This window comes from Neisseria sp. P0020.S005 (assembly GCF_051957055.1).
GTDB lineage: Bacteria > Pseudomonadota > Gammaproteobacteria > Burkholderiales > Neisseriaceae > Neisseria > Neisseria subflava_A.
In genome coordinates this window covers 90,904-110,211 of record NZ_JBQCWV010000009.1, presented here as the reverse complement: position 1 = coordinate 110,211, position 19,308 = coordinate 90,904, and the positions used below count along the sequence as shown (strand labels likewise).

General features: G+C 50.9%; 21 protein-coding genes and 1 pseudogene. 16 read left to right on the top strand and 6 right to left on the bottom strand.

What is annotated here, in order from left to right:
* Positions 1–87, bottom strand: a pseudogene (locus ACTHTU_RS08580) (IS1595 family transposase); the annotation flags it as partial.
* 99 nt (positions 88–186) lie between these two features.
* Between ACTHTU_RS08580 and pgeF the strand changes: the two are divergent.
* From pgeF to ACTHTU_RS08555, 5 genes are all read left to right on the top strand, one after another.
* Positions 187–957, top strand: coding sequence for a peptidoglycan editing factor PgeF (pgeF, locus tag ACTHTU_RS08575; RefSeq protein ID WP_440362302.1), 771 nt, complete (start codon positions 187–189; stop codon positions 955–957).
* Positions 958–1,077: 120 nt separating this feature from the next.
* Complete coding sequence (locus tag ACTHTU_RS08570) at positions 1,078–1,557, top strand: LPS-assembly lipoprotein LptE (RefSeq protein ID WP_440362301.1); 480 nt, start codon at positions 1,078–1,080, stop codon at positions 1,555–1,557.
* A complete protein-coding gene (gene holA, locus ACTHTU_RS08565) occupies positions 1,557–2,558 on the top strand; it encodes a DNA polymerase III subunit delta (protein WP_440362300.1) in 1,002 nt (333 codons plus the stop codon). The genes ACTHTU_RS08570 and holA overlap by 1 nt, the downstream gene beginning before the upstream one ends.
* Positions 2,559–2,705: 147 nt before the next feature.
* Positions 2,706–3,125: a hypothetical protein gene (locus ACTHTU_RS08560; protein WP_003746427.1), complete on the top strand. Its 420-nt coding sequence runs from the start codon at positions 2,706–2,708 to the stop codon at positions 3,123–3,125.
* A 91-nt stretch (positions 3,126–3,216) separates the two neighbouring features.
* Positions 3,217–3,741: an RDD family protein gene (locus ACTHTU_RS08555; protein ID WP_440362299.1), complete on the top strand. Its 525-nt coding sequence runs from the start codon at positions 3,217–3,219 to the stop codon at positions 3,739–3,741.
* A gap of 94 nt (positions 3,742–3,835) precedes the next feature.
* Here ACTHTU_RS08555 and ACTHTU_RS08550 read toward each other — a convergent pair whose 3' ends face one another.
* From ACTHTU_RS08550 to ACTHTU_RS08540, 3 genes are all read right to left on the bottom strand, one after another.
* The gene (locus tag ACTHTU_RS08550) at positions 3,836–5,071 is read right to left on the bottom strand and encodes a beta-ketoacyl-ACP synthase (RefSeq protein WP_283121304.1); all 1,236 of its coding nucleotides are present in this window, start codon (positions 5,069–5,071) and stop codon (positions 3,836–3,838) included.
* Entirely contained in the window at positions 5,065–5,793 is a 729-nt protein-coding gene (gene fabG / locus ACTHTU_RS08545; protein ID WP_440362298.1) for a 3-oxoacyl-ACP reductase FabG, read from the bottom strand. The genes ACTHTU_RS08550 and fabG overlap by 7 nt, the downstream gene beginning before the upstream one ends.
* 65 nt (positions 5,794–5,858) lie before the next feature.
* The gene (locus tag ACTHTU_RS08540) at positions 5,859–6,347 is read right to left on the bottom strand and encodes an ApeP family dehydratase (RefSeq protein ID WP_049348188.1); all 489 of its coding nucleotides are present in this window, start codon (positions 6,345–6,347) and stop codon (positions 5,859–5,861) included.
* Positions 6,348–6,464: 117 nt separating this feature from the next.
* On the opposite strand from ACTHTU_RS08540, the gene ACTHTU_RS08535 reads away from it, so the two are divergent.
* The 8 genes from ACTHTU_RS08535 (at position 6,465) to ACTHTU_RS08500 (ending at position 13,660) form a co-directional block, all read left to right on the top strand.
* Positions 6,465–7,226, top strand: coding sequence for a beta-ketoacyl synthase chain length factor (locus ACTHTU_RS08535; RefSeq protein ID WP_440362297.1), 762 nt, complete (start codon positions 6,465–6,467; stop codon positions 7,224–7,226).
* Positions 7,223–7,981 carry a lysophospholipid acyltransferase family protein gene (locus ACTHTU_RS08530; protein WP_049322183.1) on the top strand — a complete coding sequence of 253 codons (759 nt, stop codon included), beginning with the start codon at positions 7,223–7,225 and terminating at the stop codon, positions 7,979–7,981. The genes ACTHTU_RS08535 and ACTHTU_RS08530 overlap by 4 nt, the downstream gene beginning before the upstream one ends.
* Positions 7,978–8,238 carry a phosphopantetheine-binding protein gene (locus tag ACTHTU_RS08525; RefSeq protein ID WP_003680822.1) on the top strand — a complete coding sequence of 87 codons (261 nt, stop codon included), beginning with the start codon at positions 7,978–7,980 and terminating at the stop codon, positions 8,236–8,238. The genes ACTHTU_RS08530 and ACTHTU_RS08525 overlap by 4 nt, the downstream gene beginning before the upstream one ends.
* Positions 8,239–8,250: 12 nt before the next feature.
* Positions 8,251–8,499 carry an acyl carrier protein gene (locus ACTHTU_RS08520; protein ID WP_003680823.1) on the top strand — a complete coding sequence of 83 codons (249 nt, stop codon included), beginning with the start codon at positions 8,251–8,253 and terminating at the stop codon, positions 8,497–8,499.
* Positions 8,500–9,194: 695 nt separating this feature from the next.
* Positions 9,195–9,980, top strand: a complete 786-nt coding sequence (locus tag ACTHTU_RS08515; protein WP_440362296.1) for a lysine exporter LysO family protein — start codon at positions 9,195–9,197, stop codon at positions 9,978–9,980.
* A gap of 78 nt (positions 9,981–10,058) precedes the next feature.
* Positions 10,059–10,598 carry a hypothetical protein gene (locus tag ACTHTU_RS08510; RefSeq protein ID WP_440362295.1) on the top strand — a complete coding sequence of 180 codons (540 nt, stop codon included), beginning with the start codon at positions 10,059–10,061 and terminating at the stop codon, positions 10,596–10,598.
* A gap of 233 nt (positions 10,599–10,831) precedes the next feature.
* Positions 10,832–12,535, top strand: a complete 1,704-nt coding sequence (locus ACTHTU_RS08505; RefSeq protein WP_440362294.1) for an AMP-binding protein — start codon at positions 10,832–10,834, stop codon at positions 12,533–12,535.
* A 36-nt stretch (positions 12,536–12,571) separates the two neighbouring features.
* A complete protein-coding gene (locus ACTHTU_RS08500; protein WP_070645948.1) occupies positions 12,572–13,660 on the top strand; it encodes a methyltransferase in 1,089 nt (362 codons plus the stop codon).
* A gap of 91 nt (positions 13,661–13,751) precedes the next feature.
* On the opposite strand, the gene ACTHTU_RS08495 is transcribed toward ACTHTU_RS08500, so the two are convergent.
* Positions 13,752–14,408, bottom strand: coding sequence for a cytochrome b/b6 domain-containing protein (locus tag ACTHTU_RS08495; RefSeq protein ID WP_440362293.1), 657 nt, complete (start codon positions 14,406–14,408; stop codon positions 13,752–13,754).
* Positions 14,409–14,461: 53 nt separating this feature from the next.
* On the opposite strand from ACTHTU_RS08495, the gene ACTHTU_RS08490 reads away from it, so the two are divergent.
* Positions 14,462–15,340, top strand: coding sequence for an NAD(P)H-hydrate dehydratase (locus ACTHTU_RS08490; protein WP_315040221.1), 879 nt, complete (start codon positions 14,462–14,464; stop codon positions 15,338–15,340).
* A 153-nt stretch (positions 15,341–15,493) separates the two neighbouring features.
* Positions 15,494–16,441, top strand: coding sequence for a bile acid:sodium symporter family protein (locus ACTHTU_RS08485; protein WP_440362292.1), 948 nt, complete (start codon positions 15,494–15,496; stop codon positions 16,439–16,441).
* Between the two features lie 97 nt (positions 16,442–16,538).
* On the opposite strand, the gene ACTHTU_RS08480 is transcribed toward ACTHTU_RS08485, so the two are convergent.
* A complete protein-coding gene (locus ACTHTU_RS08480) occupies positions 16,539–17,102 on the bottom strand; it encodes a YceI family protein (protein ID WP_296117108.1) in 564 nt (187 codons plus the stop codon).
* 278 nt (positions 17,103–17,380) lie between these two features.
* On the opposite strand from ACTHTU_RS08480, the gene ilvD reads away from it, so the two are divergent.
* Entirely contained in the window at positions 17,381–19,240 is a 1,860-nt protein-coding gene (gene ilvD, locus ACTHTU_RS08475; protein ID WP_440362291.1) for a dihydroxy-acid dehydratase, read from the top strand.
* Positions 19,241–19,308 lie beyond the last annotated feature (68 nt).

Sequence of the window (19,308 nt, the reverse complement as noted above, 5' to 3'; positions counted from 1 at the left end):
AGCGGAACGGGCGGTAACTTGGAGTACAAAAAATTCAAGTAGTTTCTTTTGAACTCTCTTGCTTAATTTACAATTGGTTATCTGCATTTTCGTAGCCTAGCATAACTGCTAATCTACGTCAGCCCCAAATATTATTTCAGGCCGTCTGAGATCAATCCGTTCCAATATTTCAGAGATTCAAAGATTATGAAAACCATCACAGATACCCTAAACCTCGCCCCGCAAGGCAAGAACTTTTTAACAGCTGACTGGCCAGCCCCTGCCAATGTCAAAACGCTTATTACCACGCGCAACGGCGGTGTCAGCGAAGGCGTGTACCGCAGCCTGAATGTCGGTTCGCACGTCGGCGACAATCTGGAAGCCGTACTCCGCAACCGCGAAATCGTGCAGGAACAAGTCGGCCTGCCCATTGCCTACCTCAATCAAATCCACAGCACCATCGTTGTAAATGCCGCCGAAGCGTTAGGCAATACGCCTGATGCCGATGCCTCGGTTGATACGACGGGTACGGTCGCCTGCGCTTCGATGACTGCCGATTGCCTGCCTGTCTTGTTTTGCGACAAAGCAGGTACAGTCGTTGCGGCGGCTCATGCAGGCTGGCGCGGTTTGGCCGGCGGCGTTTTGCAAAACACCATTGCAGCAATGAATGTCGAGCCGCTGGAAATCATGGCCTATCTCGCCCCTGCCATCGGCCCTGATGCGTTTGAGGTAGGGCAAGATGTATTTGATGCGTTTTGCACACCCATGCCGGAAGCTGCCGATGCGTTTGAAGACATCGGCGGCGGCAAATACCTTGCCGACATTTACGCTTTGGCGCGCATAATTCTGCACCGCGAAGGCGTGAACATGATTTATGGCGGTACCCATTGCACCGTCTTGGAACGCGATACTTTCTTCTCCTACCGCCGCGACGGGCAAACCGGCCGCATGGTCAGCCTGATTTGGTTGGAAAAATAAGATTTTCGCCATCAAAGACAAGGCCGTCTGAAATACTTTCCGTTTACAGTTTCAGACGGCCTAAACATTATTCGTTATAATCCGACGATACCGTAACCGGTTTCAACGAAGGAATATCCAATGAAAAAAATCCTATTGCCTGCACTCGCCCTCTTGCTTGCCTCTTGCGGTTTCCACCTGAAAGGCACTGGTGTGACTTCTCAGCCGCTGCCTTATCAGAACTGGCATGTAGAAGGCGGAGCCGTCATGCAAAAAGCGCTGGAAAATGCCTTACGCCGTGCTGACGGCCATCCGGTTAGCGAAGCCGAATCACAAATTACCCTGCGCGTTGTCGACTTTCAAAAACGCCGCGACATCTACACCATCACCCGCGCCGCCGCAATCAACGAATATCTGCTGACCATGACCATCAAAGCCCAAGCCTTCCGCAACGGTGAGCCGGTTGGCGAACCGATGGAAGTCAAGGTTCACCGCACCATGGACTACGCCGACAGCGAAGTTTTGGGCAAACAGGAAGAGGAAGAAACCATTTGGTCTGAAATGCGCATCGACGCCGCAGATCAAATCGTCCGCCGCCTGACTTTCCTGAAAGCGCAATAATGGCTGCCGCGCCCATTGAGAGCCTACGCTCCGATACGCCGCTCAAACCGTTGTACATTATTCACGGCGAAGAGGATTTGTTGCGCATCGAGGCTTTGGATACGCTGCGCGCAGCCGCAAAAAAACAAGGTTATCTCAACCGCGAAGTCTATACCGCTGAAAACAATTTTGACTGGAACGAGCTGTTGCAAAGTGCCGGCAGCGCAGGTTTGTTTGCAGATTTGAAACTGCTGGAAATCCACATTCCCAACGGCAAACCCGGCAAAAACGGAGGCGATGCCCTGCAAACCTTCGCCGAACTCCTACCCGAAGATACGGTTACGCTCATCCTCCTACCCAAGCTTGAAAAAGCGCAAATCCAGTCTAAATGGTTTTCCGCATTGGCAGGCAAAGGCATCGTCTTAGAAGCCAAAGCCGTTGCGCCACATGCTTTGCCGCAATGGATACAGGGCCGTCTGAAACAGCAGGGTTTGGACATCGAACCTGAAGCACTCGCCCTTTTTGCCCAGCGTGTCGAAGGCAATCTCTTGGCCGCCCGTCAGGAAATCGAAAAACTCACCCTGCTCCATCCCCAAGGCCATTTGATCAATATTGCCGACGCGGAGGCCGCGGTTGCCACCGTCGCCCGCTTCGATGTATTCCAACTAGCAGGCGCATGGATGAAAGGCGATGCCCTGCGCGTTTCCCGTTTGCTGGACGGCTTGGAAGAAGAAGGCGAAGAGCCGGTTTTGCTGTTGTGGGCAGTTGCAGAAGACATCCGTACCCTAATCCGACTCACTGCCGCACTCAAGCAAGGCCAAAACATCCAAAGCCTGCGCAACAGCCTGCGTTTATGGGGCGACAAGCAGACTCTTGCACCGATGGCGGCCAAACGCATTTCCATCAACCGCCTGCTCGACGCGCTCAAAACCTGCGCTAAAATCGACCGCATCATCAAAGGCGCGGAAGAAGGCGATGCATGGACTGAGTTCAAACAGCTCGTCACTTCGCTGGCAGCCTGAAAACCGTTGCCACGCGTCAAGAAACTTGCACGCAATACGCCCCAAAAACAGAAAATACTGTAAAATAGCGTAAACTTAAATTCAGGCCGTCTGAACTTCGCATTTCAGACGGCCTCTTCCAGCAAAAAACAAGGAAACACCAACCATATGGATAATAAAACCAAACTTCGCATCGGCGGTCTGGCCCTGCTGACCACTGCCGTATTAAGCCTCATCATCGTTCTGATCGTCGATTCATGGCCGCTGGCCATCCTGTTGGCCGTCATCATCGTGGCCGCTGCCGCAGGTGGTTTCGTTTGGACTTCACGCCGTCAGCAACGCCAATTCCTCGAGCGCCTGAAAAAATTCGACATCGATCCGGAAAAAGGCCGTATCAACGAAGCCAACCTGCGCCGCATGTACCACAGCGGCGGCCAACATCAAAAAGACGCGATTACCCTGGTTTGCCTGTCACAAAAATGTTCCGTTGACGAAGCGCACGCCATCTTCAAAAAACGTCCGACCCGTCAAGAAATGAACCAAATGGCTGCTCAACAGGCTCGCGGTCAAAAACGTCCACATCGCTAATCCCGACAGTAACAGGCCGTCTGAACATCCTATCCCGTTTCAGACGGCCTGTTTTTATTTCCATCAAACCCATTTCTGTTTCCATCGCATTATGACCCGTCTTCCTACCGCCCCTCTCAAACGCCGCCTCGCCGCACTGGTTTACGAACTTCTGCTGACCGGCGCCGTTACCAGTATTGCCGCCCTTGCAGCCGGTATTGTCGCCATCTTTCTCAATCCCGTTTCCACGCGTCTGTCCATGCTGACAACCTGTCTGATTCTGTTCTACGCATGGTGGCTCTACTTCCGCGCCAACTGGAACAAAAAAGGCCAAACCCTCGCCATGCAGACATGGAAGATCGGTTTGGCCGATAAAAACGATACCCAGCCGCCCCTGCCGCAGCTACGCCTGCGCTTTATTTGGGCAAGCATTTTTATTGTCTTCATTCCCCTGTTTGCCTACGCCGGATTGCGCCATCTGCTCAATATACCGCCCAAAGGCGCATTCGGCGCCGCGCTCATTTGGCTCATCCTGCCATGGGGTTTCGCCCTATTCCATCCCGACCGCCAGTTCCTCTATGACTTCTTGGCCGGAACAAGGCTGGTGGATTTAAATCAGAAGAAAACAAACGAATAAAATTCGCAAGCATCTCAAGCTCTAAATAAAATAAAGGCCGTCTGAAACTCCAGATAAGTTTCAGACGGCCTTTAATCATAACATCAAGCAATGATTATTCTTGCCAACGTTTGAACACCAGCGAAGTATTGACGCCGCCAAAAGCAAAGTTATTGCTGACCACATAATCGGTTTGAATCTCACGTCCGCCTGTTTGGATGTAATCTACCTTGCCGCAACGAGGATCGATGTTTTCCAAATTAACGGTCGGCGCAAACCAGCCGTTGTTCATCATTTCGATGGTAAACCAGGCTTCCAATGCGCCGCACGCGCCGAGCGTATGGCCGAGATAGCTTTTTTGCGAACTCATCGGCACAAAACCAAATACTGCCTCAGTCGCCAATGTTTCGGCAATATCGCCTTTTTCAGTCGCCGTACCGTGGCCACTGACATAGCCGACTTTATCAGGCGTAATACCTGCATCTTTCAGCGCAAGCTCCATACATTTTTGCATGGTCTCTTTTTGCGGTTGGGTAACGTGGCTGCCGTCGCTGTTGGCGCCATAGCCGACAAGCTCAGCATAGATTTTTGCACCACGCGCACGGGCGTGTTCCAACTCTTCCAATACAAATATGCCTGCGCCTTCGCCGATGACTAAGCCGTCTCGAGCGTTGTCATAAGGGCGCGGCGTCAGCTCAGGTTCGCCGTTGCGGCGGCTGGCTGCATAAAGCGAGTCGAATACATATACTTCGGACGGACAAAATTCTTCGCCGCCGCCAGCCAGCATCATATCAATCAGGCCGTATTTAATCGCTTCGTAGGCATAACCAATGCCTTGGCTACCGGAAGAACACGCGCTCGAAGTCGGGATAATTCGGCCTTTCAATCCGAAGAAAATGCCGATATTGGCGGCAGTCGTATGCGGCATCATGCGCACATAAGTATTGGCGTTGAAATTGCGCGATGTGCCTGTCAGCAAAAGTTCGCCCATATCGCCAATGTCTTTGGTACTACCGACAGACGAACCGCACGCTACGCCCATACGGCCGTCTGTAATGCTTTCATCACCCAGTAAGCCTGCATCCGTCAAAGCTTGTTCCGCTGCATCGACACACAAATGCGACACGCGCCCCATGCTTCTGAGCTGCTTGCGCGTCCAATGTTCGGGAGGAGAATAGCCTTCGATCGGCGCACCCAGTTGCGCTTCCAATTCAGGAAAGCGTTCACTCCAGTCCATATGTTTGACTGCGTTTTTTTCAGCTTTAAAGGCCGTCTGAATACTTTGCCAATCACGGCCGAAGGCGGTAATACCGCCGATACCTGTTACAACGACTCTTCTGGTATTCAACACAAACCTCCGTTCACAGCAATCACTTGGCGCGTAATGTACGCCGCTTTTTCATCCATCAAAAAGCGCACCGCATGCGCCACTTCCTCGGGCAATCCCATACGCGCGGCAGGGACGGCCTTTAAGATTTCTTCGACAGGCACGTTCTCATCGATAATATCGGTATCGATAAGGCCCGGTGCCACGCAGTTGACGGTAATTTTACGTTTTGCCAACTCAACCGCCAAGGCTTTTGCCGCGCCGATCAGTCCCGCTTTGGATGCACTGTAATTGACCTGACCGCGGTTGCCCGTCAAACCGGACACCGACGCCATGCACACAATCCGTCCGGCTTTTCGGCGGCGGATCATCGGCATGGTCAAAGGGTGCAACACATTATAAAAACCGTCCAAATTGGTACGCAGCACCAAGTCCCAATCATCATCTGTAAACGCAGGAAACGCATTGTCGCGCGTCAGACCGGCATTCAGCACCACGCCGTAATATGTGCCGTTTGCCTCAATGTCGGCAGTCAAAATCTCACGGCAGGCTTCGCGGTCGGACACGTCAAACTGCAACACGCGCGCATTTCTACCCAATGTACGGATTTCTTCCGCTACAGCTTCCGCTTCATCGCGGCGGTTGCGGCAATGGACGACGATATCAAAGCCGTCCTGCGCCAAACCAAGCGCAACAGCTTTGCCGATACCGCGATTAGACCCTGTAATTAAAATAGTTTCACTCATACGTTTTCTCACTATATCGACAGGCCGTCTGAATCTTTGTCTTTTCAGACGGCCTTGTAAACGGTTTAAATGATTTGACCGTCTTTCGGACTGTACACATTTAAAGAGGCTTTTGCCAGCAAACCGTCCGGCGGCAACAGATGCTTCACATCTTCCGGCGCATCCGTCCAGCGCAACTCGCAATCAAATACGCCCATGCCGCCCAAATCCTGAATGGACACATGCGCCCTGACTTCCAGCTCAGTACCGACAGGCACGGAATCGGCAAACAAATCCAGCTTGCGCGTTCCCAATAAAAAACCCAAGCGTACAGGCTCTCCGGCCTTTAAAGCCTCAATGCCTGCAAACGCGCCTATGCCCTGCGCCATCAATTCCATATAAGCCATAGACGGCAACACGCCGTCCTGCAGCAAAATATGCTTATCGCCAACCGGCGCACGGCAAACCGTGTAGTCATCGCCAAATTCTTTCACACAGTCGATAAGCACCATATGTCCGCTGTGTGGAAGCAGCGAAGCCACATCATAAATCGGGGCACTCGGTATTGAAGGCATAAAATGTCATCCGGGAATAAATTACGTTACAAGTTACAATATGCATTATAACAGAGCCTAGCTTTTACTAACCCATTTCATTACAATGTATGAAAATGTAAAACATTGAAAGACATCATGCCTCAAAACGTTTGCCGTTTCAGCTTCAATATCGCCGCATGGCAGGCCTCCTCCAGCAAAATCAGTACGCCGGAGCAATGGCAGGACTGGGCGCAGGGAAAACTCGATACCGCATCCCTGCCGGAGTGCAAACCCGCGCTCTCCTTTTTGCCGCCTATGCAACGCCGCCGCTTGGGAAAAGCGGCGCGCTTGGTTTGTGATGCCGCATGGAATCTGGCCGACCAATATCCCGAAAGTGTACCGGTGTACGTTTCGCACGACGGTGAAAGCAACCGCAGCTTTGAATTGTGGCAAGAGCTTTTGAACACGCATACCGTCTCTCCGACCTCATTCGGCCTGTCCGTCCACAACGCGACGATTGGGCAATGGTCGATGTTGCGCAAAGACATGAGTGAGCATACCGCATTGGCCGTTGCCGCCGATTCCTTTGAAACCGCGCTGTCTGAAGCATTCGCGCTTTTACAAGACGGCGCGCCATCCGTTTTAGTGATTGTCGCCGATGATCCGTTGTCTGAAGACTATCCCGTCCTGGCTACACGTGCGCCATTTGCCTATGCATTGGCACTGGTCATCACCAAAGGCGAAGACTATACCTTAAGCTTGGAAACCACATCCGCGAGGCCGTCTGAAAACCCTAACGATACAACAGTCGAGCCCTATTGGAGCAGCTTGGAGTGGGTACGCTTCCTGCTTTCAGACAGCCGACAACATATGCAACATTATGCCGGTAGAAACTGGCACTGGCAGAAAAACGCATGAAGACTTTAGACTATTTCCGTCGCTTTTTTGCCACACTCTTCGGCTTCATACTCTTCGGCGTTGCAGGCGTATTGTTCAAAATCGCACTTTTACCCTATACGCTCAAATCGACCAAAGGCGACATCAAACGCCAACTTGAAGCAAGGCGCATGATAGGCAGAGTTTGGCGTTTCTTTGTCGGCTACCTGCAATGGTCGGGCGTATTGAGCGTCCGCTTCAACGGCTTGGAAAAACTCGGCAGGCCCGGCCAACTCATTCTTGCCAACCATCCCTCGCTTTTGGATGTCGTCTTGCTGATCAGCCATTATTCAGAGCCGAACGTACTGGTAAAAAAAGACCTGTTGCACAACCCCAGCATGAAAAGCCAGATTATCGCTTCAGGCTACATCCCTAACGATGAAAGCATGGAAATGCTGGAAGAAATCGATGCCGTGTTCAAAAGCGGGCAAAGTTTGCTGATTTTCCCCGAAGGCACGCGCACAGGTTGGGACGGACAGGTTAAAATGCACCGCGGCGCCGTATCGCTTGGTTTGCGCAGCGCATCAGTCATCACGCCCGTGTGCATCAAGATGACGCCGCCCAATTTTAAAAAGGGGCAACCGTGGTACAAAATCCCGCCACAAAAAATTCATTATGAAATTACCGTCGGCGACGACATCCTGCCGGAAGAATGGCTGGCAGAAAAACCCCTGCCCATCGCCGCACGCCGTTTAAACGAATACCTGCAAGACTATTTTACAAGGAAAACCACATGAGCAATTTAGAAAACCAAATCAAACAATTAATCATCGACAGCTTGGGCTTGGAAGACATTACCGTTGCTGACATCGGCAGCGAAGATCCGCTTTTCGGCGACGACGGCCTAGGTCTGGATTCGGTTGACGCATTGGAACTTGGTTTGGCCGTACAAAAAACCTTCGGCTTCCAGCTCGACGGCGAAAACGACAACCTGCGCGAAAACTTCGCCAACGTCAAAACACTGGCCGAGTTCGTCAAGAGCCGCCAAGCATAAGGGAGAGAAAAGATGACCGAACAAGAAGTACGCACCCTGCTGACCGATGCACTGGTTAACCTGTTTGAAATCGAACCGGAACGCATCAAACCCGAAACCAACCTCTACGAAGATTTGGAAATCGACAGCATCGACGCCATCGACCTTATCGACCACATCAAACGCGAAACCGGTCGCAAACTGCAAGCCGAAGACTTCCGCAATGTGCGTACCGTAGAAGACGTGGTTCAAGCAGTTTTGAAAGTACAACAAGATTCCTGATTCCGCTTTGAATCAGCATATTTTCAGACGGCCTTTTGTGTCAAATATAGGGTAGAAAGGTCGTCTGCAAATGCTCTTATCCATCAAACTGTACAAATATTATATTTTTACAATTAATTTCCAACTTAACATCAAAAGGAAAAAATGTGAAAGCATTGCTCCAAAAAAACGGATTCATTCATTATCAATCTGATATTGAATACTCTAATGAAGATTATTAAACATTAATTAACGAGATTAATTTCTTAATTGTTTCCATCAGGATGGAGAACCTTTTACTTTTGCACATTTAGTTCAACGTAACAGTAATGCAAGCGGAAGAAACAACTACATTGGGAAAATAAAATGCAGTAATAAAAAGCTAACAGAAATTTCAGAAAAAGATTTTATAGATACATTCGTTTTAAAAAATTTTTAAAAAGTTTTGCCGTTTACGACAACGCAGTAAGTCATTATGCTGACCATTTAACCAAAAGCGATCCTACTAGCGGACCTGCTCAAAGAACGATGATATTAATTGACTTTTCTCTCACAAAACAAAATATTTAATACGAATTTAATAATTTTTTAACTGGAGAGTTATTTATATGGAATCATCTTTATCATCGATCTTTATTGTTCTTGCATTGTTATCTACTGGTTTCCTATCTGGTAAATTTCTTGCACTCCCCCTTCGACAAATCCTACTCAAACCCTTGTCCTTTATTGTCCTGCTGCTGCTCTTTTTCATGGGCTATGAGTTTGGCGGCGTCTTTACCGACCCGAATCTGGGCGCGGACATCGTCAAATATGCCCTGCTGTTCGCACTGATTATCAGCGCGTTTACCTTGATTGCACTTTATCGCAAACCCGAAGCCTCGACTGCTTCCACGCCGTCGGGCAGCTTTATCAAACCCTTTTACGGCTGTTTCAAAGCCTTTGCTTTTTTTGGTTTGGGTGTCGCGGCATTTGCCTTTTTCGGGCGACAGGTCGGCAATCTGCCCATCGACAGCACCCATATCCTCTATCTGCTGATTTTCATGGTTGGCATGGACTTGGTTCATTTCCAGCTTGGCGGATTCGGACGTAGGATTTTCCTGCTGCCGCTTCTGACCGTTGCTGCAACCGCCGCCGCGTGTTTCGTTTTTTCGCTATGTTCGCCCTATTCGTTTGCCCAAAGCCTGGTATTGTCGGGCGGTTTCGGCTGGTTCTCCCTTTCGGGTCCTATGGTTGGAAAAGCGGTATCGCCCGAAATGGGTGCGGCAGCGTTTATGACCGATTTTTTCCGCGAAATGATCAGCATCGTCTTCCTGTATTTCTACGGACGAAATCAGCCTATGGCGGCAATCGGCATTTCCGGCGCAGCGGCAATGGACTCCGCCCTGCCCTTTGTAAAAGAAAACTGCCGCGCCGAATACATCAAATACGCCGTCGTCAGCGGCTTTATCCTGACCCTTGTCGCACCGTTTTTTCTGTCCGCCGCCATTGCCATGCTGCACTGACCCTACTATTTTTCCAAACAACTTTCAGACGACCTTTCCCCCCTAAAACCCAAAAGTCGTCTGAAACCGAACACCATTATGAAAACACTGGGAAAATTCCTACTGACCCTTGCCAGCCTCGCCTATCCGCTTCTATGGTATTACGGAAGGGAAAACGGTGCGTTTTTCTGGCTTGCTGCGGCCATGTGTGTGTTATGGCTGATACGCGCCGCCATGCCGCAAACCACAGCCCAACGCATTACGGCGATTATCCTTGCTGCTTTTTTTGCGGCGGTACTGGCTTTCAGACGGCCTGACTCGATGTATTGGTATCCAGTCGCCGTCAATGCGCTGATGCTTGCCGTTTTCGGCGGCAGCCTGTTTGCCAAACAAACCATTATCGAACGCCTCGCCCGACTGCAACACCCCGACCTGCCGCCCGAAGGTGTGCTGCACACCCGTCGTGTTACGAAAATCTGGTGCGCGTTCTTTATCTTCAACGGCGCAACCGCCGCCATTTTGGCAGGCTTACAATATTACGACTGGTGGGCGGCTTATACAGGCATCGTGTCTTATGTGTTAATGGGAATCTTATTTGCCGGAGAGTGGATTTATCGGAAATTGGTTTTGAAGGTTTAATCCATTAAAAATATTTCATTAATTATCAGCCTTTTGTAGACAGACAAAACGGCAAAACCGATCGGTTACTCCATTGCTTCAAAAGAAGTGAAAGCCATTCATTGGAAGAGTGGCAGGCAAATGATTACGAATTGGTACGCCAAACGACAAACAAACAATACGATGAATGCTTGAACCAATTCAAAGAAGATACCAAGGCAAATACATCAAAATTATAAAACCTTAGAACCATCATGCACCTAACCCGAATCCTATCCCCCGACTTACCCCAACACGACCTTATCGCCGCCCATCCGAATTGGACGCGTGCTGATTTCAACCGTGCGGTTTTTCATCTGTCAGGCCGTCTGAAACAGGCAGGCGTGCGAACTGTGGCGTTATGGTTTGACGATGCCGCGCTGTTTGCCTGTGCCGTGTTGGCAGTGTGGCATTCGGGCGGAAAGGTTTTATTGTTGCCCAATTTGGCGCAAGACAATTTGGAATGGGGGAAAACGGCAGAAGCGTTTTTAACGGATTCAACAGATAAAAAGCTGTCTTCAGACGGCCTGAACATCTGGCACTTGCCTGATATATTAGCTAAAACAAAATCGGAAGGGCTGCACACTTATCCTGAAAACCATCTGATTCCCGACCATGCCGAAGCATGGCTGAAAACGTCGGGCTCCAGCGGTGAAGCGCAAATTATTGTGAAAACCGCCGCGCAAATGCAGGCAGAGGCCCTGACTTTGGCAAATACGCTGCCATTTGGACAACACGGTGAAACCGTGATCGGCAGCGTAATTCCGCAACACCTTTACGGCTTCACTTTCCGCTTCGCACTCGCGCTGACAATGGGTTGGACTATGGAACGACAGCAGGCAGTTTATCCGGAAAACCTGCTTTCCAGCACGGCCGCACATGATAAAGTGGTTTGGATTGCCAGTCCGGCCGTACTCAACCGCTTGGGTGAAAACCGCAACTGGCAGAGTATCGGCCATAAAATTGCAGGCATTGTCTCGGCCGGCGGCGCATTGCCCGCAGCCACGGCGGATTTGCTGCAACAGGCTGCCGTCCGCCCGTTTGAAGTCTATGGCAGTACCGAAACCGGCGTGATTGCCTCACGTTGCGAACGCCAAGAATGGCAGACTTTCAAGGGTGTGGAAATCGGGCAAAATGAAGAAGGCGCACTTTGGGCTTCTTCGCCTTGGTCTCCCGAACGCCGTCAAACAGCCGATTTGATCGAGCCGCAAGATGACGGTTTTCTGTTACTCGGTCGCCAAGACCGCATTATTAAATTTGAGGACAAACGCGTGTCGCTGACCCAAATCGAACACGAACTTTTACAACACCCTTGGATTGCCGACGCCCACTGCGGCCGCCATCCGCAACACCAACGCATTGCCATATGGGCGGCATTAAATGCAGACGGTATCGCCGCCTTGCGCGAGAAAGGCCGTGCTGCGGTTGCCGATACGCTCAAACGCCATCTGGCCGCCACACAGGACACCATCGCCCTGCCACGCTACTGGCGTTTTACTAACAGCCTGCCACGCAATGCCCAAGCCAAAATCGCCGCGGCAGATTTTCAGACGGCCTTTACCGTTGCCCAAACTTCTCCCGTTTGGTCGAAAACATCATCTGACAATGAAACCAATACCGAAACCTTCATCGGCCGCGTGCCTTTGGATTTGGTTTATTTCGGCGGCCATTTTGCCACCTTCCCGCTGGTTCCCGGCGTGGTCGAGCTGCAATGGGTGCGCAACCTGATCGCGCCCAAGCCATGGGGCAAACAACGCGTCATCCGCATCGAAAATCTAAAATATCAGCAGTTTATCCGTCCTCACGATGAAGTGTCGGTAGAGCTGAAATTTGATGAAGGCAAAAACAAACTGAGCTTTAAAATCAACAACGGAGAGCATCCGTGTGCATCAGGACGGATTGTGTTTGAGGCCGTCTGAATATACCTATTAACTTTTTAGTGGAAAACCAACAATATGCAACTCTTCCCTGCCCTAGAACAACGCTATTCCCACGAACACCAGTCCGCTGGCGAGGCTCAACGTCTGGCTCAAGAAATCGCTTTTGCACCGATTGTGTTCCAAGTTTCCCGCCTGATGGTGAAATTTGGCATTCTGGACCTGTTGAACGACCATCCAGACGGCCTCACTCAAGCCGAAATTGCTGAAAAAGCGAAAATCAGCAACTACGCGGCACAAGTCCTGCTGGAAGCCTCGCTGTCTATCGGCACTGTCTTAACTCGCGACAACCGCTATTTCATCAGCAAGGTCGGTTGGTTTGTCCTCAAAGACAAAATGGCCCGCGTCAACATGGATTTCACGCAGGAAATCTGCTACCAAGGTATGTTTGATTTGGAAAAAACCCTGCAAACCGGCAAGCCTGAAGGCCTGAAAGTATTCGGCGACTGGCCGACTATTTACGAAGGCTTGTCTTCATTGCCAAGCATCGCGCAGGAAAAATGGTTTGCATTCGACCATTATTATTCCGACAATTCCTTCGCCGAAGCACTCAACACCGTGTTCGCCAAACCGGTTAAAAAACTGCTCGATGTCGGCGGCAACACCGGCCGCTGGGCGGAGCAATGTGTCAACCACAATGCCGAAGTCGAAGTAACCATCATGGATCTGCCGCAACAAATCGGCTTGATGCGTGAGGCGACCAAAGGCAAAAACGGCGCGGACCGTATCCACGCCCATCCGGCCAACCTGCTTGATCCTGAAATTCCGTTCCCAACCGGTTTTGACGCAATTTGGATGAGCCAATTCCTAGACTGTTTCACCGAAGAACAAGCCACCAGCATTCTTCAACGCGCCGCTGCATCTATGAGCGAAAACACCAGCCTCTACATTATGGAGCCTTTTTGGGACAGACAACGCTACGAAACCGCCGCCTACTGCCTGACCATGACCAGCCTATATTTCACTGCCATGGCCAACGGCAACAGCAAAATCTTCCACTCTGAAGACTTGATCCGTTGCGTTGAAAAAGCCGGATTGAAAGTAGCGGAAGTTTCAGACGGCATCGGCCGCGGCCACAGCATCTTGCGCTGCGTTAAGGCCGTCTGAACATCATCTTTTAAACCCTAAAAAGCAACCGACCCCAACAGCCATTGCAGCTATCGGGGTCGGTTTTTTTTTGAATATCAGCCTTAATGCATCAACCGCGCAACATCCATACTGCGCACACTAACGCAATCGCTACCAACAAAGCGGCAAACAGTTGTCCCATCCCGGCCAATTTAGGCTGCTTGGCATCGATGGTTTTAAAGCCATTAATCATAGGCGTAATCAAATCCTGTTTTTTCACAAAACGATACAGCAAAACAGCTGCGATATGTACGCCCGCCAACACGGCCAAAATATTAAAGAAATTGACATGGATTTTTCGCGCCAGCGTACCGGCGTGTTCGCTAACAAAATGATTCAAAAAGCCGGAATTGGTAAACGTATTTTCATCGGCGGCAAATAAGCCTGTGGCCGTCTGAAAAACCAAGGCGAACAATAAGGCGATGACCATCAGCGCGCCCAAAGGATTGTGGCCGACCAATTCGTTTTCAGACATTTGGCCTTGCGTGTAGCGGCGGATTTCGGAAAACGGACGCACAAATCGGCTGAATTTTGCCGTATCGCTGCCCCATATCCCCCAGCACAAGCGGAAAACCACCAACGCCAGCATCAACAAACCGCCGCGCAAATGCCATACCAGCATATCGCCGCCTTGGGTTGCGCTGTACCACATGAATCCCATCAACAACACCAAGAGCCAATGGAACAGGCGCGTAGGTGCGTCCCAAACTTTTATTTTTTGCTTCATTACCTTTTACTTTCTGATTTAAAATTAAATTTCTTATCTTGGAAGGTTACGCCATGCAGCCCATCTACACGCTTCCTGAATCGCTTCAAGCTTTTCAGACGGCCTTAGCATTTCCCGACGTATTCCGCCCCCGCGCCCAAGAATCGCACAAAGGCACATACGGCACACTTGCCATTATCGGCGGCGCAACGGGAATGAGCGGCGCAGTGGTTTTGGCAGCCACAGCCGCGATGTATCAAGGATGCGGCAAGGTTTGGGCGGGTTTCAACCAAGCCACGCTGCCTTTTGCCATCATTCCCGAACGCCCTGAAATCATGCTCGCCACTGCAGCCCAACTGATGGAACGCAACGATGTCGGCGCACGGGTAATCGGCTGCGGATTCGGTTTGGACGGATTATCAGAGCAACTGCTGCCCAAAATCCTGTCTACACACCATGACCGGCCTTTATTGCTCGATGCAGATGCTTTGACACTGCTTGCCCGTTCTCCCGAATTAGCCGAACGCCTCAAATCGTACAAACATATCGTCCTGACACCTCATCCGGCAGAAGCCGCCCGCTTACTCGGCACCAATACCCAATCAGTTCAGGCAGACAGACGAAAAGCCGTAACCGAAATCAGCCGTAAATATGGCGCGACCGTCGTGTTGAAAGGCCATCATACATTAGTGGCCACGGCAGACGGCATAGTCTATACCAACACCAGCGGCAATGCCGGATTGGCCACTGCAGGCAGCGGCGATGTCTTGAGCGGCATTATCGGCAGCCTGCTGGCACAAGGCATTCCGGCATTCCAAGCCGCCTGCGCCGGCGTATGGCTGCACGGAGCGGCGGCCGATGTCATCAAACACAGCGGCAAAATCGAAACCGGAATGCTTGCCGGAGAAATCGCACCTGCCGCCCGATGGCTGCGCAATATTTTATCAAAATAGTAATACTGTCTATATCATAAATACAAATTGCAGGCCGTCTGAAAATCAATCCTTATTTTCAGACGGCCTGGTTTATTTTTAAGTCATTTTGCAAATTAAGGTTAAGGCGTGTATCCTTGATTTCCCTTAAAAACAACTTCACAACATATTATCATGAGTATCCTCAATAAAATCAGCAACTTTATTGGAAAAACATTTTCCCTTTGGGCGGCGCTCTTTGCCGGCATCGCTTTTTCCGCACCTGAAACCTTCAAATGGGTCGGCCCTTACATTCCTTGGCTTCTGGGCATCATCATGTTCGGTATGGGCTTAACGCTCAAACCTTCCGACTTCGATATTTTGTTCAAACGCCCCAAAGCCATCATCATCGGCGTGATTGCACAATTCGCCATCATGCCGGCAACCGCCTATCTGCTGGCGAAACTGTTGAACCTGCCTGCCGAAATCGCGGTCGGTGTGATTTTGGTCGGCTGCTGCCCGGGCGGTACGGCTTCCAATGTAATAACCTATTTGGCGCGCGGCAATGTGGCTTTGTCGGTTGCCGTTACGTCTGTTTCCACCCTGATTTCTCCATTGCTGACCCCTGCCATCTTCCTGATGCTTGCCGGTGAAATGCTGGAAATCCAAGCGGGCGGTATGTTGATGTCCATCGTCAAAATGGTTTTGCTCCCCATCATTTTGGGTTTGATTGTCCATAAGGTATTGGGCAACAAAACTGAAAAACTGACCGATACACTGCCACTGGTTTCCGTTGCCGCCATCGTGCTGATTATCGGCGCGGTAGTCGGCGCCAGCAAAGGCAAGATTATTGAAAGCGGCCTGCTGATTTTCGCGGTTGTCGTACTTCACAACGGCATCGGCTATCTGCTCGGCTTCTTTGCCGCCAAATGGACCGGCCTGCCTTATGATGCACAAAAAACGCTGGCCATCGAAGTCGGTATGCAAAACTCAGGCTTAGGCGCCGCCCTTGCCGCCGCACACTTTGCCGCCGCGCCGGTTGTTGCCGTTCCCAGCGCATTGTTCAGCGTGTGGCACAATATCTCCGGCTCGCTTCTGGCAACTTATTGGGCAGCCAAAGCCGATAAAAATAAAGAATCCTAAACGTCTTTAATCATAAGGCCGTCTGAACAGGGATAAACGAAATCAACGATTTCTGCCTAAGCTGTTCAGACGGCCTTTATTTTGAAATCAAGCAGTATTATTGTTTCACTGCTTCGATTTGAATATTGATGTTAACTTTTTTGCTCATACCGGCACTCACTAAATAATCCAAGCCCCATTTGGTACGGTCGATGGTGGTGCTGAAGTCGCCGCCGCATACTTCTGCTTTTAACATCGGGCTTTGGTAGCAGTTGAATTTGTCGGCTTTGAGTTTTACCGGCGCAGTTTTGCCGTTCATGGTCAGATTGCCGTCAACGGAAAGCAGTTTTTTGCCGTTGAAATTGAATTTGGTGGATACAAAACGGATTTCAGGGTATTTGTCTGCATTGAAAATATCGGCAGATTTCAAATGTTGGGTAAAGTGATCAGAACCGGTTTGCAGTTTGGACAAAGGCAATACGATATCGATAGAGCCTTGGCGTTTGGCACGATCAAATTCCAAATTACCGGTCAAACCATAAATACCGCCGACGTTGGTGCTGGTGTTGAAATGGTCGATGGCAAAGCGGGCATTGGCATGAAATTCGTCCACTTTATAAACAGCGGCAGACGCAGCAGAAGCCAACATGGCCGAACACAATGCAAACATGATTTTTTTCATCGTCTTATCCTTAGAAATGTGAGAAGTTCCCTATCATATCACTTTTTGATGCCAACATCTTTTGCAAATGAGAAAGACAACGTTTCATCCTAAGAAAACTTCAGGCCGTCTGAACGAGAGGACAGCAAATTCAGGTGAAGCAAATTCAGTTTAGTTTTATTACAAAATAGCGTGCTTCATCGCTCGTAATTGGTATAAAATACCCAGTTATTTCTACAACGGGCCGCCAATTAACCAGCCTATTTCAGACGGCCTCAGCATAAAACAAAGGAACAAAAATGCCTGAATACCGCTCCAAAACCTCTACCCACGGCCGCAATATGGCGGGCGCCCGCGCATTGTGGCGCGCCACCGGCGTGATGGAAACCGACTTCGGCAAGCCCATCATCGCCGTTGCCAACTCGTTCACCCAATTCGTCCCCGGACATGTCCACCTGCACAACATGGGCCAACTGGTTGCCCGCGAAATTGAAAAAGCCGGTGCAATCGCTAAAGAATTCAACACCATCGCCATCGACGACGGCATCGCCATGGGACACAGCGGCATGCTGTACTCTCTGCCTAGCCGCGATTTGATTGCCGACTCCATCGAATACATGGTCAATGCCCACTGCGCCGACGCGCTGGTGTGCATTTCCAACTGTGACAAAATCACCCCAGGGATGCTGATTGCCGCCATGCGCCTGAACATCCCGACCATCTTCGTTTCCGGCGGCCCGATGGAAGCGGGCAAGGTCATCGGTGTGGCCAACATCCAACCCGAACGCCGCTTGGACTTGATTGACGCCATGATTGAATCGGCGGACGACAATGTCAGCAACCAACAGGTTGAAGAAGTCGAGCAAAACGCCTGCCCGACCTGCGGCTCCTGCTCCGGCATGTTCACCGCCAACTCCATGAACTGCCTTACCGAAGCACTCGGCCTGTCCCTGCCCGGCAACGGCTCCTACCTCGCCACCCACGCCGGCCGCAAAGAATTGTTCCTCGAAGCCGGCCGCATGATTGTCGAAATCACCAAACGCTATTACGAGCAAGACGACGAAACCGTGCTGCCCCGTAGCATCGCCACCAAAAAAGCGTTTGAAAACGCCATGACCATGGACATCGCCATGGGCGGCTCTACCAATACCATTTTGCACCTGTTGGCCGTTGCCAACGAAGCCGGCGTCGATTTCAAAATGGCCGACATCGACCGCTTAAGCCGCGTCGTCCCCTGCATCTGCAAAACCGCACCCAACAACCACGACTACTACATGGAAGACGTACACCGCGCCGGCGGTATCTTCGCCATCCTGAAAGAACTGGACAAAGCGGGCAAACTGCACACCGACGTGTACACCATCCACGCGCCGACGCTGAAAGACGCGATTGAAAAATGGGACGTGACCAATCCCGAAAACACCCACGCCATCGAACGCTTCAAAGCCGCGCCCGGCGGCGTGCGCACTACTCAGGCGTTCTCGCAAAACCGTATGTGGAAAACCCTCGACCTCGACCGCGAAAAAGGCTGTATCCGCGATGTCGAACATGCCTACTCACAAGACGGTGGCTTGGCAGTATTGTTCGGCAATATCGCAGAACGCGGTTGCGTAGTGAAAACCGCAGGCGTGGATGAGAGCATCCTCAAATTTACCGGCCGCGCCCGCGTATTTGAAAGCCAAGAAGATGCAGTAGAAGGCATTTTGGGCAACCAAATCGTGGCTGGCGATATCGTCATCATCCGCTACGAAGGCCCTAAAGGCGGCCCGGGCATGCAAGAAATGCTGTACCCGACTTCTTACCTGAAATCCAAAGGTTTGGGCAAAGCTTGCGCCCTGCTGACCGACGGACGCTTCTCCGGCGGTACTTCCGGCCTGTCCATCGGCCACGCTTCGCCTGAAGCGGCAGAAGGCGGCGCAATCGGTTTGGTACACGAAGGCGACACCATCGAAATCGACATTCCAAACCGCAGCATCCACCTTGTCATTTCCGATGAAGAGCTTGCCGCACGCCGCGCCGAAATGGAAGCACGCGGCAGCAAAGCGTGGAAACCGGAAAACCGCGACCGCTACGTCTCCGCAGCCCTGCGTGCCTATGGTGCAATGGCGACTTCCGCCGACAAAGGCGCAGTACGCGACGTATCGCAAATCGAACATTAATTAACCTGACTTTAAGGCCGTCTGAACGCTTTCAAGTGTTTCAGACGGCCTTCATTCAAACGGACAAA